The organism is Thermoplasmatales archaeon (genome assembly GCA_014361195.1).
GTDB lineage: Archaea > Thermoplasmatota > E2 > UBA202 > JdFR-43 > JACIWB01.
Genome location: JACIWA010000007.1, coordinates 37,491 through 57,652, shown reverse-complemented (window position 1 = coordinate 57,652; position 20,162 = coordinate 37,491). Strand labels below are relative to the sequence as shown.

The following is a 20,162-nucleotide window of genomic DNA, read 5'->3' as shown; positions in this document are numbered from 1 at the left end:
CACCTTAACCCAATAAGAGGAAAAAGAAGAGGTGAGTAGATGCGACATAAATGGAAAGTTCATAATTTTCAAAAACTTGAAAGCGTTGTATGGCAGGAATAAAAATCAGAAGAAATGCATGTGCTACATTTAAAAATAAAAAACAAAAAGTATGCATGTGATTTCCGTAAACTAGGAAGAGATGGTATGCTGAGAGCACTTTCTCTGCGGTCAAACGTAAATTTGGAGAATATGCACCTGCTAGAAAACATGTTCCATAAAGTATCTTTTCTATAATGCCTTGATAGATTATGATATAACTAATGGAATGCTATGGGCAGATCCATAAGAAAATTTAAAAAATAAAAAAAATGAAGGACTAGAAATTGGTTAATTATTTATACTAAAATAAAATTGTTTCTCATGAAATCATCTCGCATACCTGGGTTTTATAAAATGAATCTAGAAGAAAGAATTAAATTTTTGAAGGAGTTTGCTGAGCTAAGCGAGGAAGAAGCTCAAAAGCTGATTTCTTTCAATGCTCTTCCAAAAGATATAGCAAATAGAATGATTGAAAATGTTGTTGGATGCATGCAACTACCTTTAGGAATTGCAACAAATTTCATTATAAATGGTAAAGAAGTACTTATTCCGATGGCAATTGAAGAAACTTCTGTTGTGGCTGCTGCTTCAAATGCGGCGAGGATGGCGCGCCCTGAGGGCTTCAAAGCGAGGGCAAGCGAGCCAATAATGATAGGGCAGATACAGATTTTAAATCCTTGCAGTGATGCGGAGCAAAAAATAATTGAAAGGAAGGATGAAATTTTGGAGCTTGCAAATGCTCAGGATAAGGTGCTGGTTGAATTTGGAGGAGGGGCAAAAGATGTTGAAGTAAGATGGCTAAGCAATGATATGCTTGTTGTTCATCTGCTCGTTGATGTTAGGGATGCAATGGGTGCAAATGCGGTAAATACAATGGCGGAGGCGACCGCTCCATTAATAGAGAAAATAACAGGCGGGAAAGCATTGCTCAGGATAATATCAAATCTTGCAATTTACAGGATGGCGGAAGCGGAAGTGATTTACAAGAAAGAGGAAATAGGAGATGCAATTGATGGGGTTTTGAAAGCTTATGAGTTTGCATGCCTTGATCCTTTCAGAGCTGCAACACACAATAAAGGAATAATGAATGGAATAGATGCGGTGGCAATAGCAACCAGCAACGACTGGCGGGCGATAGAGGCGGGAGCTCATGCATATGCAAGCATGCATGGATACAAGCCACTCACAACCTGGAGTAAAAATGAGGATGGAGATTTATATGGAAAAATAAAGTTGCCCCTTGCAGTTGGGATAGTTGGAGGAGCAACAAAAGTTCATCCGATGGCAAAGATATGTCTTAAAATAATGGGGGTAAAAACAGCAAAGGAGCTTGCGGAAATAATGGCATCTGTCGGACTTGCTCAAAATTTTGCAGCAATATATGCTCTTGCAACAAAAGGAATACAGGCGGGACATATGAAATTGCATGCTCAAAACATAGCAATAATGGCGGGAGCAAAAGGAGAGGAAATAGATATTGTAGCAAAGAGGATGGTTGATGAGGGAAAAATAAGAATGGATAGGGCAATGGAAATTCTTGAAGAGATAAGAAAGAAATCAATATAATTTATATATTATTTCTTAATTACACCATCATGATAAGACCTGCAATAATAAAAACATACTGCCCCTATTGCAAGCATCATACAGAGCATGCGATAGAGAGGGTTAAGAAAAAGAAAGCATCCGAGCTTAAGTGGGGACAGAGAAGATTTAGGCGTGTCACTGCTGGTTATAGGGGCTATCCCAGACCAAAGCCAGAGGGAAGAGAAAAGCCAACAAAGAGAGTCCATCTTCGCTACAGATGCAAGGAATGTGGAAAGGCTCATCAAAAAGAAGGAATAAGGGCTAAAAAATTTGAAATAAAGAGGTGAATATGCCGTCCAGCTTTTATAAAGTTAAATGTAAGGATTGTGGAAATGTGCAGATAGTATTCAGCAGAGCAAGCATAACTGTGCAGTGCCAGGTTTGTGGGAGCATATTAGCTAATCCAACAGGTGGAAAGGCTAAAATAAAAGGTGAAATATTATCGGAGTTAAAATATGCCAAAAGATCTGCCTGAGAAGGGTGATTTAGTTATATGTACTGTAACACAGGCAAAGGGATTTGGGGCTTTTGTTAAGCTTGAAGAATATCCAGATAAGAAAGGATTTTTACATATAAAAGAAGTGGCTTCTGGATGGGTTAAAAATATAAGAGAGTATGTGAGAGAAGGGCAAAGGATAGTTTGTAAGGTAATGAATGTAGATCCATCAAAGGGATATGTTGATTTATCATTGAAAAGAGTTACAGAGCATCAGAAAAGGGAAAAAATAGAGAAGTGGAAAAATGAGCAAAAAGCAAAAAAATTGCTTGAAATAGTTGCAAATAAAATAGGCAAGAATTTTGATGAATTTTATAACGAAGTAGAGGAGGAATTGATAAAAAAATATAATAATTTGTATAGAGCATTTGAAGAAGCGGTTAAAAATGAGAAAAAATTCAGGAAAGAATTCGATGCGGGGTGGGTTGATGCATTTATAGAGGTTGCAAAGCAAAATATAGTAGTTCCTTTTGTGGAGATAAGCGGATATGTTGAATTAACATGCCCTCTTAGCGATGGAATAAATCATATAATAAAGGCTCTTGAAAAGATAGAGGAGGAGAATGAATTGAAAATTAGAGTAAAGTATATATCCGCCCCGCTATATAGAATTGAAGTAACTGCGCCTGATTACAAGATAGCGGAGAAGAAATTAAAAGAAAATGTAAATAAAGCAATTGAATATATAAAGAAGCATAAAGGGGATGGAAAATTCATAAGGGAAATGAAATGAAATATTGTAAGAAATGCAGAAGATATACCCTAAAAAAATATTGTACTGTTTGCAATTCAGAAACTCAAAGAAAGGAACCTCCCCGTTTCTCCCCTCAAGATAAATATGGAAAATATAGGAGGATGTTAAAGGAGGAAAAAATATGGCAAAAAAATTTGAAGAAATAAAAATAATATATTTGGAAAAACCCCAGCTAAAGGATCCGATACTAATTGAAGGATTGCCAGGAATAGGAAATGTTGGAAAACTGGCGGTTGAGCATTTAATAGAGGAGATGAAAGCAAAGAAATTTGCGGAACTATATTCTACAGATTTTCCACCTCAAGTTATAATTGGCTCAAATGGTGTGGTAAGAATGGTAAAAAATGAATTTTTTTACTATAAAGGAGAGAAAGATTTAATTCTCCTTACAGGCGATTATCAGGCTCTTTCACCTCACGGACAATATTTGCTTGCAGAAAAAATACTCGACATTGCAGAAAATTTTGGAGTGAAAATGATTTTTACCCTTGGAGGATATGGACTTGGCGTAGAAGTAGAACATCCAAGAGTTACAGGTGCAGCAACAGACATTGAAATTGTCGAAGAACTTAAGAAACACGGGATTGTATTCAAGGAAGATGAGGGCGGGGGCATAGTGGGCGCCTCTGGCTTGCTCTTGGGCCTGGGAAAAATGCGCGGGATGCGGGGGGCGTGCCTTATGGGAGAAACATCTGGATATATTGTTGATCCAAATTCAGCAAGAGAAGTTGCGAGTGTGCTTTCAAAAATTCTCGGGTTAAAAATTAGTCTTTCAAGTTTGGATAAAAAAGCAGAGGAGCTGAGAAGAATTACTGAGAAAATAAAAAGCATTGAAAGATCGATGATTGAAAAGGAGAAGAGTGAAAGAGAAGATTTGAGGTATATAGGATAATGGAGGAAATTGGTGAAATAGTAGAGGGAACTACTTCTTATTTTACATTTAAGGCAAGTAAAGAAATAAAGAAGCTCGATTATGTATGCGTCTTTCATGAAAAGAAAATTTTATCTCAAGTATGGGAAATTTTTAATAGAAGCGATGGAACTTTTGCAAAAGCAAACATAATTGGCTCAACTGAAGAAAGATATATGGTAAGAACACCTTTTAGCGTTGGTGAAAAAGTTTATAGAGCGGATGAAGAAACGATAAAGAAGATAATTGGGTTAGGAGATGAGGGAATATATATAGGTCTTCTTAAAGATATGAATATTAAAATTTTTCTATCTCCAGAAATACTCATTCAAAAGCATTTATGCATACTTGCAAAAAGCGGAAGTGGAAAAAGCTATACAATGGGAGTAATTGTAGAGGGATTTATAAAAAGGGAGAATGCAATCTTAATAATAGATCCACATGGAGAATATACATCGCTACGCCATCCAAATTTTGAAGAGATAGATTTGATGAAGAAATTTGATGTTAGCCCAAAAAGTTATGCAAAAAATGTTTTTGAATACTCTCCTGTTTGCAGTAATAACAGAGATGCAATTCCTCTCTTGCTCGATGAAGTAAATTTATCATTTCAAGACGTTCTTTATTTATTTCCTGAGGCAACTCAAGTTCAGAAAGGATTGCTATATGAAGCATGGAAAAATGCCAGCCAGAGGAGAATATATACAATAGATGATATTCTTGAAGAAATAAGGGATGCAAAAAGCAGTGCTAAATGGGGACTAATAAATCAAATGGAGCAGATAAAATCAATGGGAATTTTCTCTAAATATTATACACCATTGGATGAAATTGTAAAAAATGGGAGATGTTCAATAATAAATATGAAAGGTGTACCGCCTTATATTCAGGAAATGCTCGTTTCAATACTCCTTACAAGAATATTTGAAGAAAGGAAAAATAATTCAATTCCTCCATTGCTTATAGTTATTGAAGAAGCTCACAGATATTGTCCGGAAAGAGGACAGGGAAAAAGCATGGCAAGTAACATAATAAAAAATATAGCTTCAGAGGGAAGAAAGTTTGGCATAGGATTAGCAATTTTAACACAGCGCCCCGCAAGAATAGATAAAAATGTTATATCTCAATGCAACACACACATAATCCTCAAAACAACCAATCCAAATGACCTTAAAGCAATCACTTCAAGCGTTGAAGGACTTGATTCGTCTTCTTCCAATGAAATTCAAATGCTTCCCGTAGGGGTTGCTATCGTTGCTGGCTCCCCGCTTGCCTGCCCGCTATTTGTGGAAGTAAGGATAAGAGAAACAAAGCATGGAGGGAAATAGAGAGAAATATAAATTAATAAATTATTTTTCTTATTTTTTCAATTATTTCTTTTGGATTTTTTCCTAGAATTGTTATCATTGCTTCCTTTCCAACATCACCTTTATGGAAAATTATATCTGGCACCTCTCCCGCTTTTTTAATTGCAACCTCTGTTCCCCAGGAAATGCTTTTTCCCTCCTCCTTTTTTATATTTTCTGGTTCTTTCCTTCTGTCATACCCAGCTACTCTATAAAATTTTTCAGCTTTTCTTATTAAATTTTCATCATATTTGAAGTTTATTGCGCATCTTTTGCTTTCATCATACTCCATTGCTTTCATTATTGCACTTGCTAAATGCCTTGATGTGCCAAATTTTATTTCTCCTACTCTTAAACTTTTTCCCGCTTTTATTATTCTTCCTTCAATAGCTAAAATATCGTTTTTATCCTTCAAAAAATTTTTTGGCAGTGCATATGCAAAATTTGTTCCAACTTCAGGAATTAAATCATAAATATTTTCTTTTAAAAGCTCATTCAAATAAAAATTCAGCTCTTCATAAACCCTCCATCTTTCCGCATCCTTTCCTAACCATGAAATTTGATTTACCGGACATCTTTTTCCAATTTTTTCTCCATACATTATTGCGGATTCTATGAAATTCTTTGCTATTCTTATGCTTTCCCTTAACTCGATTCCTTTTGCGAGATTTGCGGTGATTGCTGCTGAAAAACTGCAACCTGTTCCATGTGTGCATCCTTTTATATTCTTTCCTTTATATTCAAAAATTTTTCCTTCATGATAGAGATAATCTGTCTTATTTGGAAAATGCCCTCCTTTTATCAAAATTGAGTTTGCTCCTTCTTTCTTCAAAATCTTTAAAGCTTTTTCTACATCCTTTTTCCCTTTTATTTTTATATTGCTCAGTTTTTCCGCTTCATACCTGTTTGGTGTTATGAGATAGGAAATAGGGAAAATAAAATTTATAAAATCTTCTATCGCATCTTCTTTTAGCAATTCATATCCACTTTTTGAAAGAATAACTGGGTCAACAACAACAGGAAAATCATATCCTGAAAGAGTTCTTGCAACTTCTTTTATTATCTTACTGTTCCTGAGCATTCCAGTTTTTGCTGAATTTATTTCTAAATCTTCTGCAAGGGCAACTATTTGTTTTTTTATCAGCGAGGGAGATAAATCATAAACTTTCTCTATCTTAGAGGTATTTTGAACTGTAATTCCGGTTACCGCACAAACTCCATGTACATAAAAAACTGAAAAGGTTTTCAAATCCGCTTGCAATCCTGCTCCACCGCTACTATCACTCCCCGCAATTGTCAATGCAACTGGCATAATATTAAACAAAAAAGATATATGAATATTTTCAAAAGCGATTACAGCGGTTTCAATTTGTTGGCTTAAGGTGCTTCAGAAAAAATTGATTTTAAAAATAGAAATGCTATAGCAAGGGCAAAGGATAGAAAAGGTGTTCCTGATTTGAATTAATGCAATCCTTGCTGGAACTGCAATCGCATCTTATAAAAAGTTCCGTTAAATTATTCTAAATTTCAAAATACAAAAAAGAAAAGGGAAAAGATTAGCTCACGCCCAGCACAAATGGGCCGAGTACAAAGCCACTCGCTGTCGCCAGAGCATCTCCTGCCTTTACCTTTATCGTTGTCTTTCCAATTCCAAGAACTAAGCCTGTGCTTATTGTTGTGGTTGCTCCCGCTGGAATTTCTGAAATTATTCCTTCCTTATGCTTTCCTAACAAAACAAGTCCTCCTTCTAAGTCAATGCTCCATGCAACATTCTTTGCGGGTGCGTTTCCAATATTTGCTATTGTTGCTTTTGCACCAAACCCACCAGAAATATCCTGGATTCCAATAATTGGGAATGCCCCAGCGGTATCAAAGAATAAGTCATAGTTTCCATTTCTGTTATCCATCCATATTACTCCCGCTTTGCAAACATCAGCGGTATCATATTCTTCCGCAACAGTTCCATCAACATCATTAACTTTCACTGGCTCTGACCAAGTTGCCCCTCCGTCTTCAGTTTGAGAGAAGTATAGATTTCCATTCTTTACGAATATGCATATTGCAGTATTTTCTCCAACATGCATTATTCTCGGATACATTTCATCTGCTCCTGTATTCGCTATCATCGCCTTCTTAATTGTTCGAAGTCCATCTTTTGAATAGTAGCATGTTATATCCTGGCTTCCATATTCATCTGTCTGTGAGACAATTATTATGTTATTGTTATATGCGGAAATATCTATGTTCATGTCATTTATTCCAGTTGTATTTATGAATCCGTCTCTGACATCTGGATGAATTGGATATCCTTGGTACTCATCCCATTTTCCGAAGTCAAATATACAGAAATACATGTCAAGCACACCTGTTTCTGCATTTAAATAATTCCATATTGGATATGCAAGATGAGTTACTGGGTCAATATCAAATGCGGTTGATTGTCCTTTTTCTATTCTGAATGGATCATCTGCACTGCTGAAATAATAGAACCATGCATATCCGTCTTCTGTGAATTGATAGGAAAACATTGGTGTTCCTGTCAATTTTTCTCCTCCTCTTCCATGATCTCCGAGTATTGAAATTCCTCCATATGCCCAGCTCTCGAAAGCATTGTCGCATGCTATATCAACATCCACAAATCCATAGTAACCCGCTCCAAGGTTTTCTACAGCCCAATATACCAACATATAGGTCTCAAAGTCTGTTGGATCTTCACAAGAGAATAAATAAAGAGCACCTCCTTCGTGGTCATATGGGCTCGGAACCATTGTCCCAAAGAATATTTTTCCTCCCCAGTAATCAAGAGAAGGTCTCTCTGGAGGACTTTCTATATTCCATGCAACCGCATTTTCCCACCAGTAAGTTCCTCCGCCTGTTCCATAAGTAAACCATACATTTGGTGTCCCTTCTCCTCTTAAATCGCCTTCAAATGCAAGCAATATGTTTCCTGCGCCATCGCTTGCAATTGCGGGGTGCATCTCATCTGTTTCAAATGCGGTTATTTGCACATCTCCGAGAGGCATGGGTATAATTTTCTTTTCCACTGTTTTTACTTCTTTGCATACTTCCATGTGCGGTTTTATTCCCGCTTTTTCTAATTTCACTTTTTCTATTTTTTTTATCTCGCTGTTTTTTGTTTTGTCTGCAGCAATTGCTCCCATCGCTCCAGTAATCACTATTGTCGCCAAAATTATTGCCAACATCTTTTTTCCTTCCATTTTATCAGCCTCCTAAAGTAAATTAATAAGATATAAATAAACTTTTTGATTAAAACAAGTTTGTTGATTTTCAATTTTATATAAAAAGTATCTGATAGCAATCCTTAAAACCCTTTCTTATATATCCTTTTATGAAATTGATTGAATGTGTCCCAAATTTTAGTGAGGGAAGAAATAAGGAAGTAATAGATGCTATAATCAATGAAGTAAGAAAATACAATGTGAAAATATTAAACATTCATTCTGATGAAAGCCATAATAGGACAGATGTAACAATTCTTGGTGAGCCAGAGGAAGTTAAAAAAGCGGTTCTTGATATGGCAATAAAAGCGGTTGAGCTAATAGATATGAACAAACATAAGGGAGAGCATCCAAGAATGGGGGCAATGGATGTTGTTCCATTTGTTCCAATAATGAATACAAAAATGGAAGAATGCATAAAAATTGCAAATGAATTTGCGGAGGAGTTTTCAAGAATAACAAAAGTTCCATGCTTTTTATATGAAGAAGCTGCAAAAAAAGAGAGCAGAAGAAATCTTGCGGATGTAAGAAAAGGAGAATTTGAAGGACTAAAAGAAGAAATAGGAAAAAATCCGGAAAAGGTGCCTGATTATGGACCGAATTCAATACATCCAACTGCTGGGGCTACCGCTGTGGGGGCGAGAGAAATTCTCATAGCTTTTAATGTAAATCTTGCAACAAATGATGTTGAAATCGCAAAAAAAATTGCGAAAGCAGTAAGGCATAGCAGTGGAGGGTATAGATATGTAAAAGCGATGGGATTTGAAATAAAAGAGAAAAATATTGTGCAGGTATCAATGAACATGACAAATTACAAGCAAACACCTCTTTTCAGAGTTTTTGAGACAATAAAAAGAGAGGCGGAGAGATATGGAGTAAATGTCCTTTCAAGCGAAATTGTTGGGATGGTTCCACTTGATGCATTGATTGATGTCGCTTCTTTTTATCTGCAACTCGATAATTTCAAACCGGAGCAGGTAATAGAGAAAAGGTTATTGGAGGTGAGCAAATGAAGGGCATGGAAGAATTTCTTGAGGAACTGGCAAGTGCTTCTCCCGCTCCAGGAGGAGGCAGTGCGTCCGCGCTTGGTGGGGCAATTGCATGCGGGCTGGCGGAGATGGTCTGCAATCTTACCATAGGGAAAAAGAAGTATGAAAGCGTTGAGGAAGAAATGAAAGCGAGGCTTTATGAATTGAAAAACATGAGGAAGGAATTTCTCTTGCTTGTTGAGGAAGATGCAAATGCTTTCAATGAAGTCATTAAGGCAATAAGGGAAAAAAAGGGAATTGAGGAAGCATATAAGAAAGCTTGTGAGGTTCCAGCAAAAACCGCTGAGAAATGCTTCATTTTAATGAGGGAAATAAGGGAAATTGCGGAGAAAGGGAATAAAAATTCGATAAGTGATGCGGGAGTTGCGATGCTTTTTGCAAATGCCTCTTTTAATTCAGCAATCTTGAATGTAAAAATAAATCTTTCTTGCATTGAAGATCAAATTTACAAAAGTGAAATGAGGAGAAAAATTGATGAAATGGGAAGGGAAGCGGAGAAATTGAGAGAAGCTACAATGGAGATTGTGGAAAAATTTATAAATTTTTAAAAAATTAAAAGAGATGAAAATAGTTGTTAAAGATGTTGAAACCGGAAATAAACTTAAAATGGATGTAAATAAGGAAAATACTATAGAGGAAATTATAGAGGAGGCAGCAAATTATTGGAAGAAAAATCCCGGGGCATATGTTTTGAGAATAGGAAAGAAAATTCTTCAAGCAGAATTAACTGTTGAAGAAGCGCTCCTGCAAGATGGGGATATGATTGAGCTTATACCTGATCCTGTTGGAGGAAAATGCCCCTACCAAAGGAGATATTGATAAAGAGAATTAAAAATGAGATTGCGGAATGCAGAAAAAAGACCGCCCACCACTTTGTTCTATCAGATGAAAATTTAAATAAATTGCCAATTGAAATAAATGTTACACTTGTAAATACACCTGGCCCTGTTCTCAGCGATGGAAAAATTTTAACAAAATACAACCATAAATTGAAGATAATAATAACTCCTGATTATCCATACCAAACTCCAATTGTAAGGTGGAAAAGCGAAATATTTCATCCAAATATAATGCCACCGGAAGAAGGAGGATATGTATGCACAAAATTGCTTGATAACTGGTCGATAAAATCAAACCTTCTTGCATTTATAAAAGGTATAGAAACATTGCTCTCTTATCCAAATCCTAAAAATCCTTTTGAAAGCGATACATGCACAAGAGCTGCAGAATATTTCAACAAAAATCCATTTGTTCCACAGCAAATAAGAAGCAGGCCTAGAATAATAGATGAAGATGGTTAAAATAGAAAGAGAAGAAAAGAAAGAGAGGAAGATAGCTCCGCCTCCATCACAGATATTATTTCATTATCCGAAAGATGATATAAAAAGGCTAATTGGGGAAATATATAGGGAGAGAAATTTAGAAGAAATAGGATTTAGCAGGAATGAGAAGCAATTTGATTATCCTTTTCTGGATGAATTAAACTTTTACATAAAAAATGAGGCATTCAAGAAAATGGTTTTTCATTCATATGAAATGGCAAAAGAAGAAAAAGAGGCGATGGGATTCATAATAGGTGATTTATTTTACTGGGAGGAGGAATATACTATTGCATTTGATATAATAACCGCCCCTCTCGATTCTTCCTCATTTAATGTAAAATTCAAAAGAGATGCATTTGGAGAAATTTTTGATAAATTAGACGAGATAAAAGGAGATTATATAATAGTTGGATGGTATCACTCCCACCCAGGCTATTCCTCATTTATGTCAGGCACTGATTTAGATACTCAAAAAAATTATTTTAATAAAAGATTTCATGCATCAATTGTCATTGACCCGATTAATAAGGAGGCGAGGGCCTTTCGCATTATAAATGAAGAATGCTTTGAAATACCCTATGCAATATTTAAATAGTTTTTCATCCTGTTTAATATAAATTCTTTTCCAAGAGACTGGAGGAAATAGCCAGCCCTCGGCCCTCTTGTTTTTGCGAGTGTTATTAAATATATCAGCTCAAATGCTCTTCTTGCTGAAAAATTGTTATTTTTTGCGGTTTCATGAATCATGGAATGTATTTTTTCTGCTTCCCATTCTAAGGTTTCAAAATTTTTAATCAATGCATCTAAAAATTTTTTATCCTCATCACTCAGCTCTAAACTTGGATAATTTTCTACAAGCTCAAATTTTATCTCATCTGGAGCATATTTTTTGAGCCAATAACTTATTTTTTCATATCTCTCCTTCAATCTTTCCAGATCAAATTCCCGCAAATCATGTTTTCTTTTCAGTATTTCAACAACTTCCTCAAAATTTTTTCCTATCTGTGCAACAATTGCAAGATGTAAATAGGGTATTGTAATTGGCTTTCTTTTTGCAATTTCATATGGCTGGGAAAGCTCATAAACTCTTTTGAATTCCTTAAACTCGCCTTCTCCCTCAAAATATGCTTTTTCATATTTATCATATTCATCCATAAGATTGATAATTCCATATGTAGCATCGAAATCTATATGACGATGTGGCTCGTATTTCATAAAGAGGAAACGAAAGGCTTCAGGTGGAATGATTTTTAGCGCTTCTTCCGCAGATATTGCTATGCCTGTTGAGCCATGCATCGCCCCCTTTCCCTTTAAATTTATGAATTCATAAACAAGGGGCATCGGCGGCTCGTATCCAAAAACTTCCTTTGAAATTACCTTACCTGTATCCCAGGAGCTACCAGCAGCAGCATGATCCTTTCCAAATGCCTCAAAAGTTACTCCAAAAATTTTCCATCTCGCAGGCCAGTCAATTCGCCATGGAAGCTTTGCAATTCCTCCTTTCCTTACATCATGAACACCTTCATAGCCACAGGATTTGCATTTGTAGCTTAAATCAGGATGATCATAAGAAGTTAATTCTCCCGCAAGTTTTTTACATCTCTCGCATTTTATATTCACCGGCGCCCAAGAGGGGGGCAAATCTCTGCCAGATATGCTTGATAAAATACCTCTTATTTTTTCCGAATTTTCAAGAGATGTTTTTATTGCATCATTATAAACACCTTTTCCATAGAGCTCATGTGCATAATATATTACTGGCTTAATTCCCAATTTTTCTATACTCTCAAGAAATGGCTCAAGGAAATGATGGGCATAGCTGGCATGCCCGTTGCAGGGACATGGAATTTCTGATAAAGGCATCCCTACATATTTTTCATAATCCTCGGGCAAGAAAGGATAAACTTTTCTTAAAGGGTCGAAGGTATCTCCTATGTATATAAGCTTTGCATTTCCTCCCCTCTCCTTTAGTGCTCTATAAACCGCCTCTGTTGTAAGCACTTCTCTTAAATTTCCAACATGAATCGGCCCAGAAGGAGTTATAGCGGTAGCTAAAACATGCTCTCTTTTCTGCTCATAGAGTTTTTCCGCCACTATATCCGCCCAATGCACAAAAGGATAAGATAAAAAATATATATTTTTTGGGATGCTAAAAAATCTGTAAAATTGTAAAAATAATATTTACAAAAAGAATAATAGGGATAAATTTAGTAACCAAACTAACAAATAAAAACCAGTAATTAGAATTTAACTCTTCCTTTAAAATTTCTTTTTTAAAAAACCAGCCAAAAATAAGGGCAATCATCAAACCAGATAATGGGAGTGCTAACGTACCTATTGTTTTATCCATAATATCCAGGATTCTATCACCATGGAAATTTATATTGAGATTGCTATAACTCATAGCGGATGGTAAACCAAGAATAATTACAAAAATTGTTAAGATAAAACTTGCTTTCTTTCTTGATATTTTTTTGCGTTCAATTATTACAGAAGAATTCATTTCCATCATTGCAATTGCTGAAGTAATAGCCACAAAGAATAGAGTGAGGAAAAATAATGCAGACATCAGTTGACCAAAAGGCATCATTTCAAAACCTTTCGGAAGAGTAGAAAAGGCGAGTTCCGCTCCCACACCTGGATGCAATCCATATGTGAACACAATTGGAAATATAACAAATCCTGCTAAAATTGCAATGGAAAGGTCTGCAAGAGTTATTATGATGGAAGAAGAAGGTATATTAGTGTTTTTGTCCATATAGCTTCCGTAAGTAATAAGAATTCCGAAACCCACCGAAAGTGAAAAAAATGCCTGTCCAAAAGCGGAGGCCCATACGAGAGGATTTTTTAAAACACTAAAATCTGGTCTAAAAAGAAATCTGATTCCTTCCATAAAACCTGAGAGGGTTAGAGAGTAAAAGGCCAGTAGAAGTAATATTATTATAGAAAATGGCATCATAAATTTTACAATTTTTTCAATTCCTTTTCTTACTCCTATAGAGATAATTACGCCAACTATGACTGCGGATAAGAAGAAATACACAATAGGTTGATATGATGAAATAAAACTATCAAATGAAATATTTATACCAGACAATGAAAAAATAAAATATCCAAGTGTCCATCCTGTTATAACCAAATAATAACTTAGAATCATCAAAACCATAAGCCATATTGCCCACCCAACAGCCATATATTTTCTCCCTAATATTTCAAAGGATGAAACAACATTCCTTCTTAGTCCTCTTCCTATAGCCAGTTCGAGTATCATAAGAGGAAGGGCAAACATAAAAACAGCAATAAGATAAGGAAAAAGAAAACCACCTCCTCCATTCTGCCCAACAACAGATGGAAAACGCCATATATTCCCAATACCAACTGCAGAGCCAATTGCTGCTAGAACAAAACCGAGCTTAGATGACCATCTTTCCATGCCTTTATTGTTTCTTAATTTAAAAAATTTGGCATAACAAAATTTATATAATTCTTTAATTTGATATTTCAAAAAAATTTGAAATAATATAATAATATGATTTATGAAATATTAATGGCTGGGTTAGATGCGTTAGCAGGTTATCTTTCTGAGCATGTATTGACTTGCCTAATTCCCGCTTTTTTCATTGCGGGTGCAATATCCGCATTCATATCAAAGGAAAGCATTTTAAGATATTTTGGTTCAAAAACAAAAAAGTATATTTCATACCCTATTGCATCTGTTTCAGGCGCTATATTAGCGGTTTGCAGTTGCACAATTTTGCCAATCTTCTCTGGCATATACAGGCGAGGCGGGGGAATCGGGCCCGCGGTGGCGTTTCTTTATTCGGGCCCCGCGATAAATGTGCTTGCGATAGTTTTTACTGCCAGAGTTCTTGGCTTTGATATAGGAATTGCCCGAGCAATTTTTTCGATTCCGCATGATTTTTCAGATGAAAGAGAGATAAGTAGTAGTCATGAGTATAAGGGAAGGAAAAGATGGGATAAAATTTTTGTCTTCGTGGCTCTTATTTTAATCTTGATCATGGCAACATTCCCCGCCAGTTGGTATATAAAATTTCCTGTAATATATTTGCTTACAATTTTAATTTCCTACGCTTTGATTTTTTATTATGAGAAGGAGGAGGTTAAAAACTGGGGATATGAGACATGGTGGCTTGTAAAAAAGATTTTTCCTGTTTTAATTGTGGGAGTATTTTTAGTCGGAATCATAGGAGGAATAGCTTCTCAATATACTGGAGAAAAGCCAGATATAGCGGTTGGCACGCTTGTTAAAAATTATGTGGGAAGCAATAGCATTTATAGCTGTTTTATTGCATCAATAATAGGAGCATTACTTTATATGCCAACACTCCTTGAAGTGCCTATTTTAAATGATTTATTTGGCTATAGCTCAGGAATGATTGGTTCTGGTCCCGCACTCTCTTTACTTCTTTCTGGTCCATCTGTAAGCTTGCCAAGTATGGTTGTTCTTTCAAGGATTATCGGGGTGAAGAAAACATTCGTTTATATTTCTCTTGTTGTTGCTTTATCTACTTTAATTGGATATATATTTGGGGTGATAAGTTGAATAGGTTGAATAAAATGATGAATATGATTGAAATTCCTGAAAAAATTAAGAAAGAAGTGAATAAAAAAGGAGGATTTGAGAAAATTGCTTCAATGGTTGAGAAAAAAATTAGCAAGAGGTTTGTTAGTTTTATAAAAACAATAGCAAATGAAAAAAGATTAAAAATAATTTATGTTCTCGATAAACAGAGGATGTGTGTTTGCATGCTTGCAAAATTAACTAATTCCCCTTATTCAAAATGCTCATATCATATTTCAAAATTAAAGGAGGAAGGAATTGTAAAGGCAAAAAAATTGGAAATTTTACAATATATTCATTAACTGAAGAAGGTAGAGAAATGCTAAAATTGCTTGAAAAAAGAGTTAAAGAAGCGGTGGAGGAAATTAAAAGAGAAGACATAGAAATTGTGAAAATAGAAGATATAGGGGAAATAACAGCCCGCGGAGTAATGGCAACGCCTGCAATAGCAATAGATGGAGAAATAAAAATAATGGGAAGAGTAGCTGGCAAGGATGAAATAAAGGAAATGATTGAAAAAGATTTGAAAAATAAATTATAGAAAAAACAGATTAATCTTTTCTAGGATTGCTCCTTCTGATAGAATAAAATGCTTTACCCAGAGTTAGAAATTGGTAAGCGAGCAATATTCATCTCTTCATATTTCTCTGAATAAAAAGTGTTTAACAGGGTTTATAAGATGGTACATTTTTGACAAAATTTAAATTAACAAAATCTTTCATAAAGACGGATAAAATGAAATGTGACGGATGCGGGAAGGAAATAGAAGAAAAGGATGCAAATTATCTGAATTACAGGGCTTGTTGCTCTGTTAAAAGATTGCCTTTATGCAAGGATTGCTGGAATAAAGTAATGAAAGCGAATAAGATATAGCTATAAAGCAGAATATATCTAAAGAATGGAATGAATAAAGAATAAAAGAACTAGAAATATTAATCCAATTTTTGTTATTAATATGCTTTCATTTTTCTTCCTAACACTCCAACCGTAATCGTCTATTCTATAGAAAAGTAGCCATCCATATTGGCTGAAAAATGCAAAGAGAGAAAGTAAAACTACTTCAATCCATGCTTTTTGCGGGATTGAGACGCTGAAATGCTTATTAAAATAACCATACTGGACATAGAAAGAGCCGATTACAAGAAACATTGCACCAAATGCCATCTGCGATTCATGATGTATAAGCCCTTCCGCATATAAGCATGTTATTGCTCCAATTATTGAAAAAACAATTACAGGCCATCCTGAATAATATGCAAGATATATTGCTATTGAAAGAAGAATTATTGCGGATATTACAAAGAGAATTTTAAGAGTTCTTTCACTTGTTGTCACTCTTTTTTCAATTTTTAGATGAATTAAATCATGAATTGTATGTGCAAGAAAATAGTGGGCAATGAAGCCACCAACACTTGTTAATATAACTCCCTCCCAGTATATTTTTTCATTAAAAAGGGAATAAAAGAAAGAGCCGAGTAAGGGGAAAAATCCACCCGTAATTATGCATGTAAATATTGTAAATGGAGAAAGCATTCCCTTTTTCTCTATTCCCATTCTATCCTCATCCCGATTTCTTTTATCATTTCATTTACAATATAAAATGGCGCCCCCTTGAGTAATTTCTTATAAATTGTTTCTTCAAGCATAGGAGAGGATGCGAGCTCAACCGCTTTCTTGATGTGCTTGTTTATCTCTTCCTCATATATCCCCTTTATACTCTTTCCCCTCTTGCTGAGCATTTCTTCTATAAGCTTTTTTCCCTCTACCTTTATGTTTTCCAGAATTCTTTTATCAACATTCTTTCCATACATTCTTACTATCGGCATTATTATTCCTTCCTCTATCTTCTTCCCTTCAACAATATCAACCAAGTCATCCGCAAGCTGATAAGCAATACCAACCTCTTTCCCATACTCCTTCATGAGCATAATCACTTCCTCCTCCGAGTTTGCCTCTATTGCCCCCGCCCTGCAGGCGGCAGCAAACAGGGAGGCGGTCTTCATCTCTATTATTTTGAAATATTCTTCGAGTAAATTTTCCGGCCTTCCGCTCATGAGTAAATTTTCTATATGAGAAGTAAAATCTATATCCTTTAGTTGCCCGTTTAGCGTTTCATTCCAGGTATCCAGAAATATTTTTGCATTGTTTTCTCCATGCTCAAGAGAGATTCTGAATGCTTCATTTATCATTTTATGCCCTATAAGTATTGCGGGTCCTATTCCTTTAATTGTATGAAGGGCGGGCTTTCCTCTCCTTTCCATATCACCATCCATAATATCATCATGAATTAAGGAAGCGGAATGGGCAAGCTCAACTCCTATAGCACTTTCAATTGCTTTCTTATATTTTTCTTTTTTTCCATTGCATGCTTTAAATGATAAGATAAGCATTACAGGACGAAGTAGTTTTCCACCGAGCAATGAATATCTTATATCTTCATCATTAAACCTTCTCTCAATTTCCTTTCTTATTTCCGCTTGCGTATCCTTGAAAAATCGCTCAAAGTCAATGATTTCTTCCGGCATACAATCCATAAATAGAAAAATAATATAAGTATTTAACCAATGAATGCCTGCAAGGAAAGCATTGCTGAAAAAGATTGAAAGATTGCCATTAAGTAATAGAAGCGGGTAGAAAGAATATTCCAGAATGATTAATATTCTTGTATGGAAGCATGAAAGCGCATTTGTAAATTGAAAATAACAATGCCTGTACCAAAAAATTTATATAGAACTTTTCTTATTATTAATAAGAAAAAATTTATAAAATATAGGCAAAGAGAGGAGCAAGGTGAAACTCTTTTTTACTCTCCCCCTTGCCTCCGCCTTGCTCCTCTCGCCTCCTTAATTATTTTTTCATTGTATATATAATCTGCTAAATTTTCAAAAGAAAAAGTTTAAAGCTTTAGAGAAATTCTCTTTTTATGATTGAAAAAATGAGGAAAGCAAAAATGCATTTCTCCCTTATAGATCCTGATAAGCAGAGTGCGGAGGAAGCGGGTGAGATGGCAAAAATTTGTGAAGAATATGGTAGCGATGCAATAATGGTTGGTGGATCAACCGCAAAAAGAGAGGAGATAAGGAGATGTGTTGAAGAAATAAAGAAAGGATGTGATTTGCCGGTTATAATATTTCCGAATTCAGCAAATAGTATTGTTGAAAATGCGGATTATATTTTCTTCATGGAATTTCTCAATTCATTGGTATATGAGCATGTAAGGGGAGAGCAACTCAAAGGAGGGGTGATAGTTAAAAAAATTGGGATAAAGCCAATTCCTATGGGGTATATGGTTATAAGCACAAGCGCTAAGCCAACAACAGTTGAAACAAAAACAATGCTGGATAGAATAGGTGAGAATGACTATGAAAAGGCAATAAGGTATGCAGCATATGCGGAATGCATGGGTATGGATTGCATATATCTTGATGCTGGCTCAGGTGCGGAGAAACCTGTTCCAGATGAAATGATAAGAGAAATAAGGAAAGTTGTGAGCATTCCTATAATAGTGGGAGGGGGAATAAAAAATTCAGAGCAGGCAAGAAGAAAAATAGAAGCGGGAGCAAATGTAATTGTAACTGGCTCAATTGTTGAAGAAAAAATTGAAGGAATTAAGGATATAATAAAGGCGATAAAGTCAGCATCTACCCCTTGATTCTCCTTTTTTTATTCCAGTCGCTATTAAATGAGCAACTCTTATTGGTTCTGGAATTGCCCCTCTTATAATAGATAATTTTATTGCATCTATTGCAGATTTTTTTCCAATTCCAAAATATTTTATATATATAGGATACCTCAATTTAATTTCCTCTGTCCTTCCCTTATTTATCAAATCGATTCTCTCCCTCCAATCATCAAAATGCTTTTTTAAAGCTTCTTCTATTTTATCAATATTTGGCTTTTTCCTCGCAACTGTAATAACAGGAATATCTGTAGCATTGAATAATTTTTCACAATCAACTATATTAAACCCACCCAAAGCAACGCCATTTATCATTATTATTTTTATCTGCCCTCTGTGCCCGCTTGCCTGAATCATATCTATTATTTTATCTGTTGCATCTTTCCCATCAACCTCTATTGTTGTTTTCAAAACACCTTCAAGATATTTCCCGCCCCTCATAACCACCCCAACAATATCAGTGAAACTATCATTAAATGAGAAAGGCATATCATCTATTCCGATTATTCTTATTTCTTTTTTCATTTTAATGGGAGATGCCCCGTTATCTTATCTATTTTCTCTTCTTCACCTGGCCCTATTGCAAGTGCGGTAAGGGTTCCTTCTTTAAGCTCTGTTAAGCCAGCATCTCTTATAAGGGAGTTGAAAATTTTTTCCTTGCTTGCCTTTTTCTGCAAATTCAGAATTTCTTCCTCACTTGCTTCAAGAACAACTTTTTTTTGCCCTTCTTCAATCCATTTCTTGACAATTTTTTTATCTTTTTTCCATGCCTTTATTGCACAATCAACCGCTGCATGCGCCACCTGCGCTGCCATCTTTCCTGGGGACATTTCTATTTTATTCACTACTATGACCATTTTTAACATTTTTCCACTCCTCCGCAAGCTTTTTTGCATTTTCCCACTGAATCACTCCTTTTACTAAAATATTTTCATCTTTCTTTTCTATGTGGCGGAATGGGATTGCGTAATATTCATTATCTTTTTTTATTATAAGCAAATCTTTATAGACAGAGATGCTTTCTCCTATTCTATTTCCCTCTGAATCAATAACAAATCTTGCAATATAATCAAGTTTTTTTGGCATTAATATTAAATATGAAAAGGATTTAAATATA

26 protein-coding genes are annotated in these 20,162 nt (G+C 35.2%); 17 read left to right on the top strand and 9 right to left on the bottom strand.

All coding sequences use genetic code 11. The annotated features are described in order from the left end of the window. The first annotated feature begins 402 nt into the window (after window positions 1-402). From H5T44_05150 to H5T44_05120, 7 genes are read left to right on the top strand one after another with little or no spacing between them, the layout of a single operon-like run. On the top strand, window positions 403-1,647 hold the full coding sequence (locus H5T44_05150; GenBank protein ID MBC7081609.1) for a hydroxymethylglutaryl-CoA reductase, degradative: 1,245 nt from the start codon (window positions 403-405) through the stop codon (window positions 1,645-1,647). 29 nt (window positions 1,648-1,676) lie between these two features. Next, the gene (locus H5T44_05145; protein ID MBC7081608.1) at window positions 1,677-1,955 is read left to right on the top strand and encodes a 50S ribosomal protein L44e; all 279 of its coding nucleotides are present in this window, start codon (window positions 1,677-1,679) and stop codon (window positions 1,953-1,955) included. A 2-nt stretch (window positions 1,956-1,957) separates the two neighbouring features. Further along, on the top strand, window positions 1,958-2,143 hold the full coding sequence (locus H5T44_05140) for a 30S ribosomal protein S27e (protein ID MBC7081607.1): 186 nt from the start codon (window positions 1,958-1,960) through the stop codon (window positions 2,141-2,143). Beyond that, entirely contained in the window at window positions 2,124-2,897 is a 774-nt protein-coding gene (locus H5T44_05135; GenBank protein MBC7081606.1) for a translation initiation factor IF-2 subunit alpha, read from the top strand. Before H5T44_05140 ends, H5T44_05135 begins: the two co-directional genes overlap by 20 nt. Next, window positions 2,894-3,064 carry an RNA-protein complex protein Nop10 gene (locus H5T44_05130; protein MBC7081605.1) on the top strand — a complete coding sequence of 57 codons (171 nt, stop codon included), beginning with the start codon at window positions 2,894-2,896 and terminating at the stop codon, window positions 3,062-3,064. The genes H5T44_05135 and H5T44_05130 overlap by 4 nt, the downstream gene beginning before the upstream one ends. Beyond that, window positions 3,040-3,810 carry a proteasome assembly chaperone family protein gene (locus tag H5T44_05125; protein MBC7081604.1) on the top strand — a complete coding sequence of 257 codons (771 nt, stop codon included), beginning with the start codon at window positions 3,040-3,042 and terminating at the stop codon, window positions 3,808-3,810. Before H5T44_05130 ends, H5T44_05125 begins: the two co-directional genes overlap by 25 nt. Next, window positions 3,810-5,156, top strand: coding sequence for an ATP-binding protein (locus H5T44_05120; GenBank protein ID MBC7081603.1), 1,347 nt, complete (start codon window positions 3,810-3,812; stop codon window positions 5,154-5,156). The genes H5T44_05125 and H5T44_05120 overlap by 1 nt, the downstream gene beginning before the upstream one ends. A 13-nt stretch (window positions 5,157-5,169) precedes the next feature. Here the strand turns inward: H5T44_05120 and H5T44_05115 are convergent, their stop codons facing one another. Further along, on the bottom strand, window positions 5,170-6,486 hold the full coding sequence (locus H5T44_05115; protein ID MBC7081602.1) for a bifunctional hydroxymethylpyrimidine kinase/phosphomethylpyrimidine kinase: 1,317 nt from the start codon (window positions 6,484-6,486) through the stop codon (window positions 5,170-5,172). Between the two features lie 244 nt (window positions 6,487-6,730). Next, window positions 6,731-8,392 (bottom strand): hypothetical protein, encoded by a 1,662-nt coding sequence (locus tag H5T44_05110; protein ID MBC7081601.1) that lies wholly within the window; start codon window positions 8,390-8,392, stop codon window positions 6,731-6,733. A 131-nt stretch (window positions 8,393-8,523) separates the two neighbouring features. Between H5T44_05110 and ftcD the strand changes: the two genes are divergently transcribed. The 5 genes from ftcD to H5T44_05085 are packed head-to-tail and all read left to right on the top strand — an operon-like array spanning window position 8,524 to window position 11,379. Further along, entirely contained in the window at window positions 8,524-9,426 is a 903-nt protein-coding gene (ftcD, locus tag H5T44_05105) for a glutamate formimidoyltransferase (protein MBC7081600.1), read from the top strand. Continuing rightward, on the top strand, window positions 9,423-10,010 hold the full coding sequence (locus tag H5T44_05100; protein ID MBC7081599.1) for a cyclodeaminase/cyclohydrolase family protein: 588 nt from the start codon (window positions 9,423-9,425) through the stop codon (window positions 10,008-10,010). Before ftcD ends, H5T44_05100 begins: the two co-directional genes overlap by 4 nt. Before the next feature lie 13 nt (window positions 10,011-10,023). Continuing rightward, window positions 10,024-10,281, top strand: coding sequence for a hypothetical protein (locus H5T44_05095; GenBank protein MBC7081598.1), 258 nt, complete (start codon window positions 10,024-10,026; stop codon window positions 10,279-10,281). Continuing rightward, window positions 10,257-10,763 (top strand): hypothetical protein, encoded by a 507-nt coding sequence (locus tag H5T44_05090; protein ID MBC7081597.1) that lies wholly within the window; start codon window positions 10,257-10,259, stop codon window positions 10,761-10,763. The genes H5T44_05095 and H5T44_05090 overlap by 25 nt, the downstream gene beginning before the upstream one ends. Further along, the gene (locus tag H5T44_05085) at window positions 10,750-11,379 is read left to right on the top strand and encodes a Mov34/MPN/PAD-1 family protein (protein ID MBC7081596.1); all 630 of its coding nucleotides are present in this window, start codon (window positions 10,750-10,752) and stop codon (window positions 11,377-11,379) included. The genes H5T44_05090 and H5T44_05085 overlap by 14 nt, the downstream gene beginning before the upstream one ends. Here the strand turns inward: H5T44_05085 and H5T44_05080 are convergent. Both H5T44_05080 and H5T44_05075 read right to left on the bottom strand, forming a co-directional pair. Next, on the bottom strand, window positions 11,361-12,896 hold the full coding sequence (locus H5T44_05080; GenBank protein ID MBC7081595.1) for a lysine--tRNA ligase: 1,536 nt from the start codon (window positions 12,894-12,896) through the stop codon (window positions 11,361-11,363). The genes H5T44_05085 and H5T44_05080 overlap by 19 nt on opposite strands. A 37-nt stretch (window positions 12,897-12,933) precedes the next feature. Further along, window positions 12,934-14,217 (bottom strand): sodium-dependent transporter, encoded by a 1,284-nt coding sequence (locus H5T44_05075; protein ID MBC7081594.1) that lies wholly within the window; start codon window positions 14,215-14,217, stop codon window positions 12,934-12,936. 96 nt (window positions 14,218-14,313) lie between these two features. On the opposite strand from H5T44_05075, the gene H5T44_05070 reads away from it, so the two are divergent. The 4 genes from H5T44_05070 to H5T44_05055 all read left to right on the top strand — a co-directional run bounded on the left by H5T44_05070 (window position 14,314) and on the right by H5T44_05055 (window position 16,239). Further along, window positions 14,314-15,348, top strand: coding sequence for a permease (locus H5T44_05070; protein MBC7081593.1), 1,035 nt, complete (start codon window positions 14,314-14,316; stop codon window positions 15,346-15,348). 14 nt (window positions 15,349-15,362) lie between these two features. Beyond that, window positions 15,363-15,668 carry a winged helix-turn-helix transcriptional regulator gene (locus tag H5T44_05065; protein ID MBC7081592.1) on the top strand — a complete coding sequence of 102 codons (306 nt, stop codon included), beginning with the start codon at window positions 15,363-15,365 and terminating at the stop codon, window positions 15,666-15,668. Window positions 15,669-15,685: 17 nt separating this feature from the next. Beyond that, window positions 15,686-15,907: a thioredoxin family protein gene (locus H5T44_05060; GenBank protein MBC7081591.1), complete on the top strand. Its 222-nt coding sequence runs from the start codon at window positions 15,686-15,688 to the stop codon at window positions 15,905-15,907. A 194-nt stretch (window positions 15,908-16,101) separates the two neighbouring features. Continuing rightward, complete coding sequence (locus H5T44_05055) at window positions 16,102-16,239, top strand: hypothetical protein (protein ID MBC7081590.1); 138 nt, start codon at window positions 16,102-16,104, stop codon at window positions 16,237-16,239. An 18-nt stretch (window positions 16,240-16,257) separates the two neighbouring features. Here the strand turns inward: H5T44_05055 and H5T44_05050 are convergent, their stop codons facing one another. Together H5T44_05050 and H5T44_05045 are read right to left on the bottom strand one after the other, a co-directional pair. After that, entirely contained in the window at window positions 16,258-16,920 is a 663-nt protein-coding gene (locus tag H5T44_05050) for a hypothetical protein (GenBank protein ID MBC7081589.1), read from the bottom strand. Further along, window positions 16,911-17,891, bottom strand: a complete 981-nt coding sequence (locus H5T44_05045; protein ID MBC7081588.1) for a polyprenyl synthetase family protein — start codon at window positions 17,889-17,891, stop codon at window positions 16,911-16,913. The genes H5T44_05050 and H5T44_05045 overlap by 10 nt, the downstream gene beginning before the upstream one ends. Before the next feature lie 398 nt (window positions 17,892-18,289). Between H5T44_05045 and H5T44_05040 the strand changes: the two genes are divergently transcribed. Continuing rightward, entirely contained in the window at window positions 18,290-19,018 is a 729-nt protein-coding gene (locus H5T44_05040; GenBank protein ID MBC7081587.1) for a geranylgeranylglyceryl/heptaprenylglyceryl phosphate synthase, read from the top strand. On the opposite strand, the gene H5T44_05035 is transcribed toward H5T44_05040, so the two are convergent. From H5T44_05035 to H5T44_05025, 3 genes are read right to left on the bottom strand one after another with little or no spacing between them, the layout of a single operon-like run. Further along, complete coding sequence (locus tag H5T44_05035; GenBank protein ID MBC7081586.1) at window positions 19,001-19,570, bottom strand: DUF99 family protein; 570 nt, start codon at window positions 19,568-19,570, stop codon at window positions 19,001-19,003. The genes H5T44_05040 and H5T44_05035 overlap by 18 nt on opposite strands. Continuing rightward, complete coding sequence (locus tag H5T44_05030; protein MBC7081585.1) at window positions 19,567-19,911, bottom strand: peptidyl-tRNA hydrolase; 345 nt, start codon at window positions 19,909-19,911, stop codon at window positions 19,567-19,569. Before H5T44_05030 ends, H5T44_05035 begins: the two co-directional genes overlap by 4 nt. Then, window positions 19,883-20,131 (bottom strand): hypothetical protein, encoded by a 249-nt coding sequence (locus H5T44_05025; GenBank protein ID MBC7081584.1) that lies wholly within the window; start codon window positions 20,129-20,131, stop codon window positions 19,883-19,885. Before H5T44_05025 ends, H5T44_05030 begins: the two co-directional genes overlap by 29 nt. Between the last annotated feature and the right edge of the window lie 31 nt (window positions 20,132-20,162).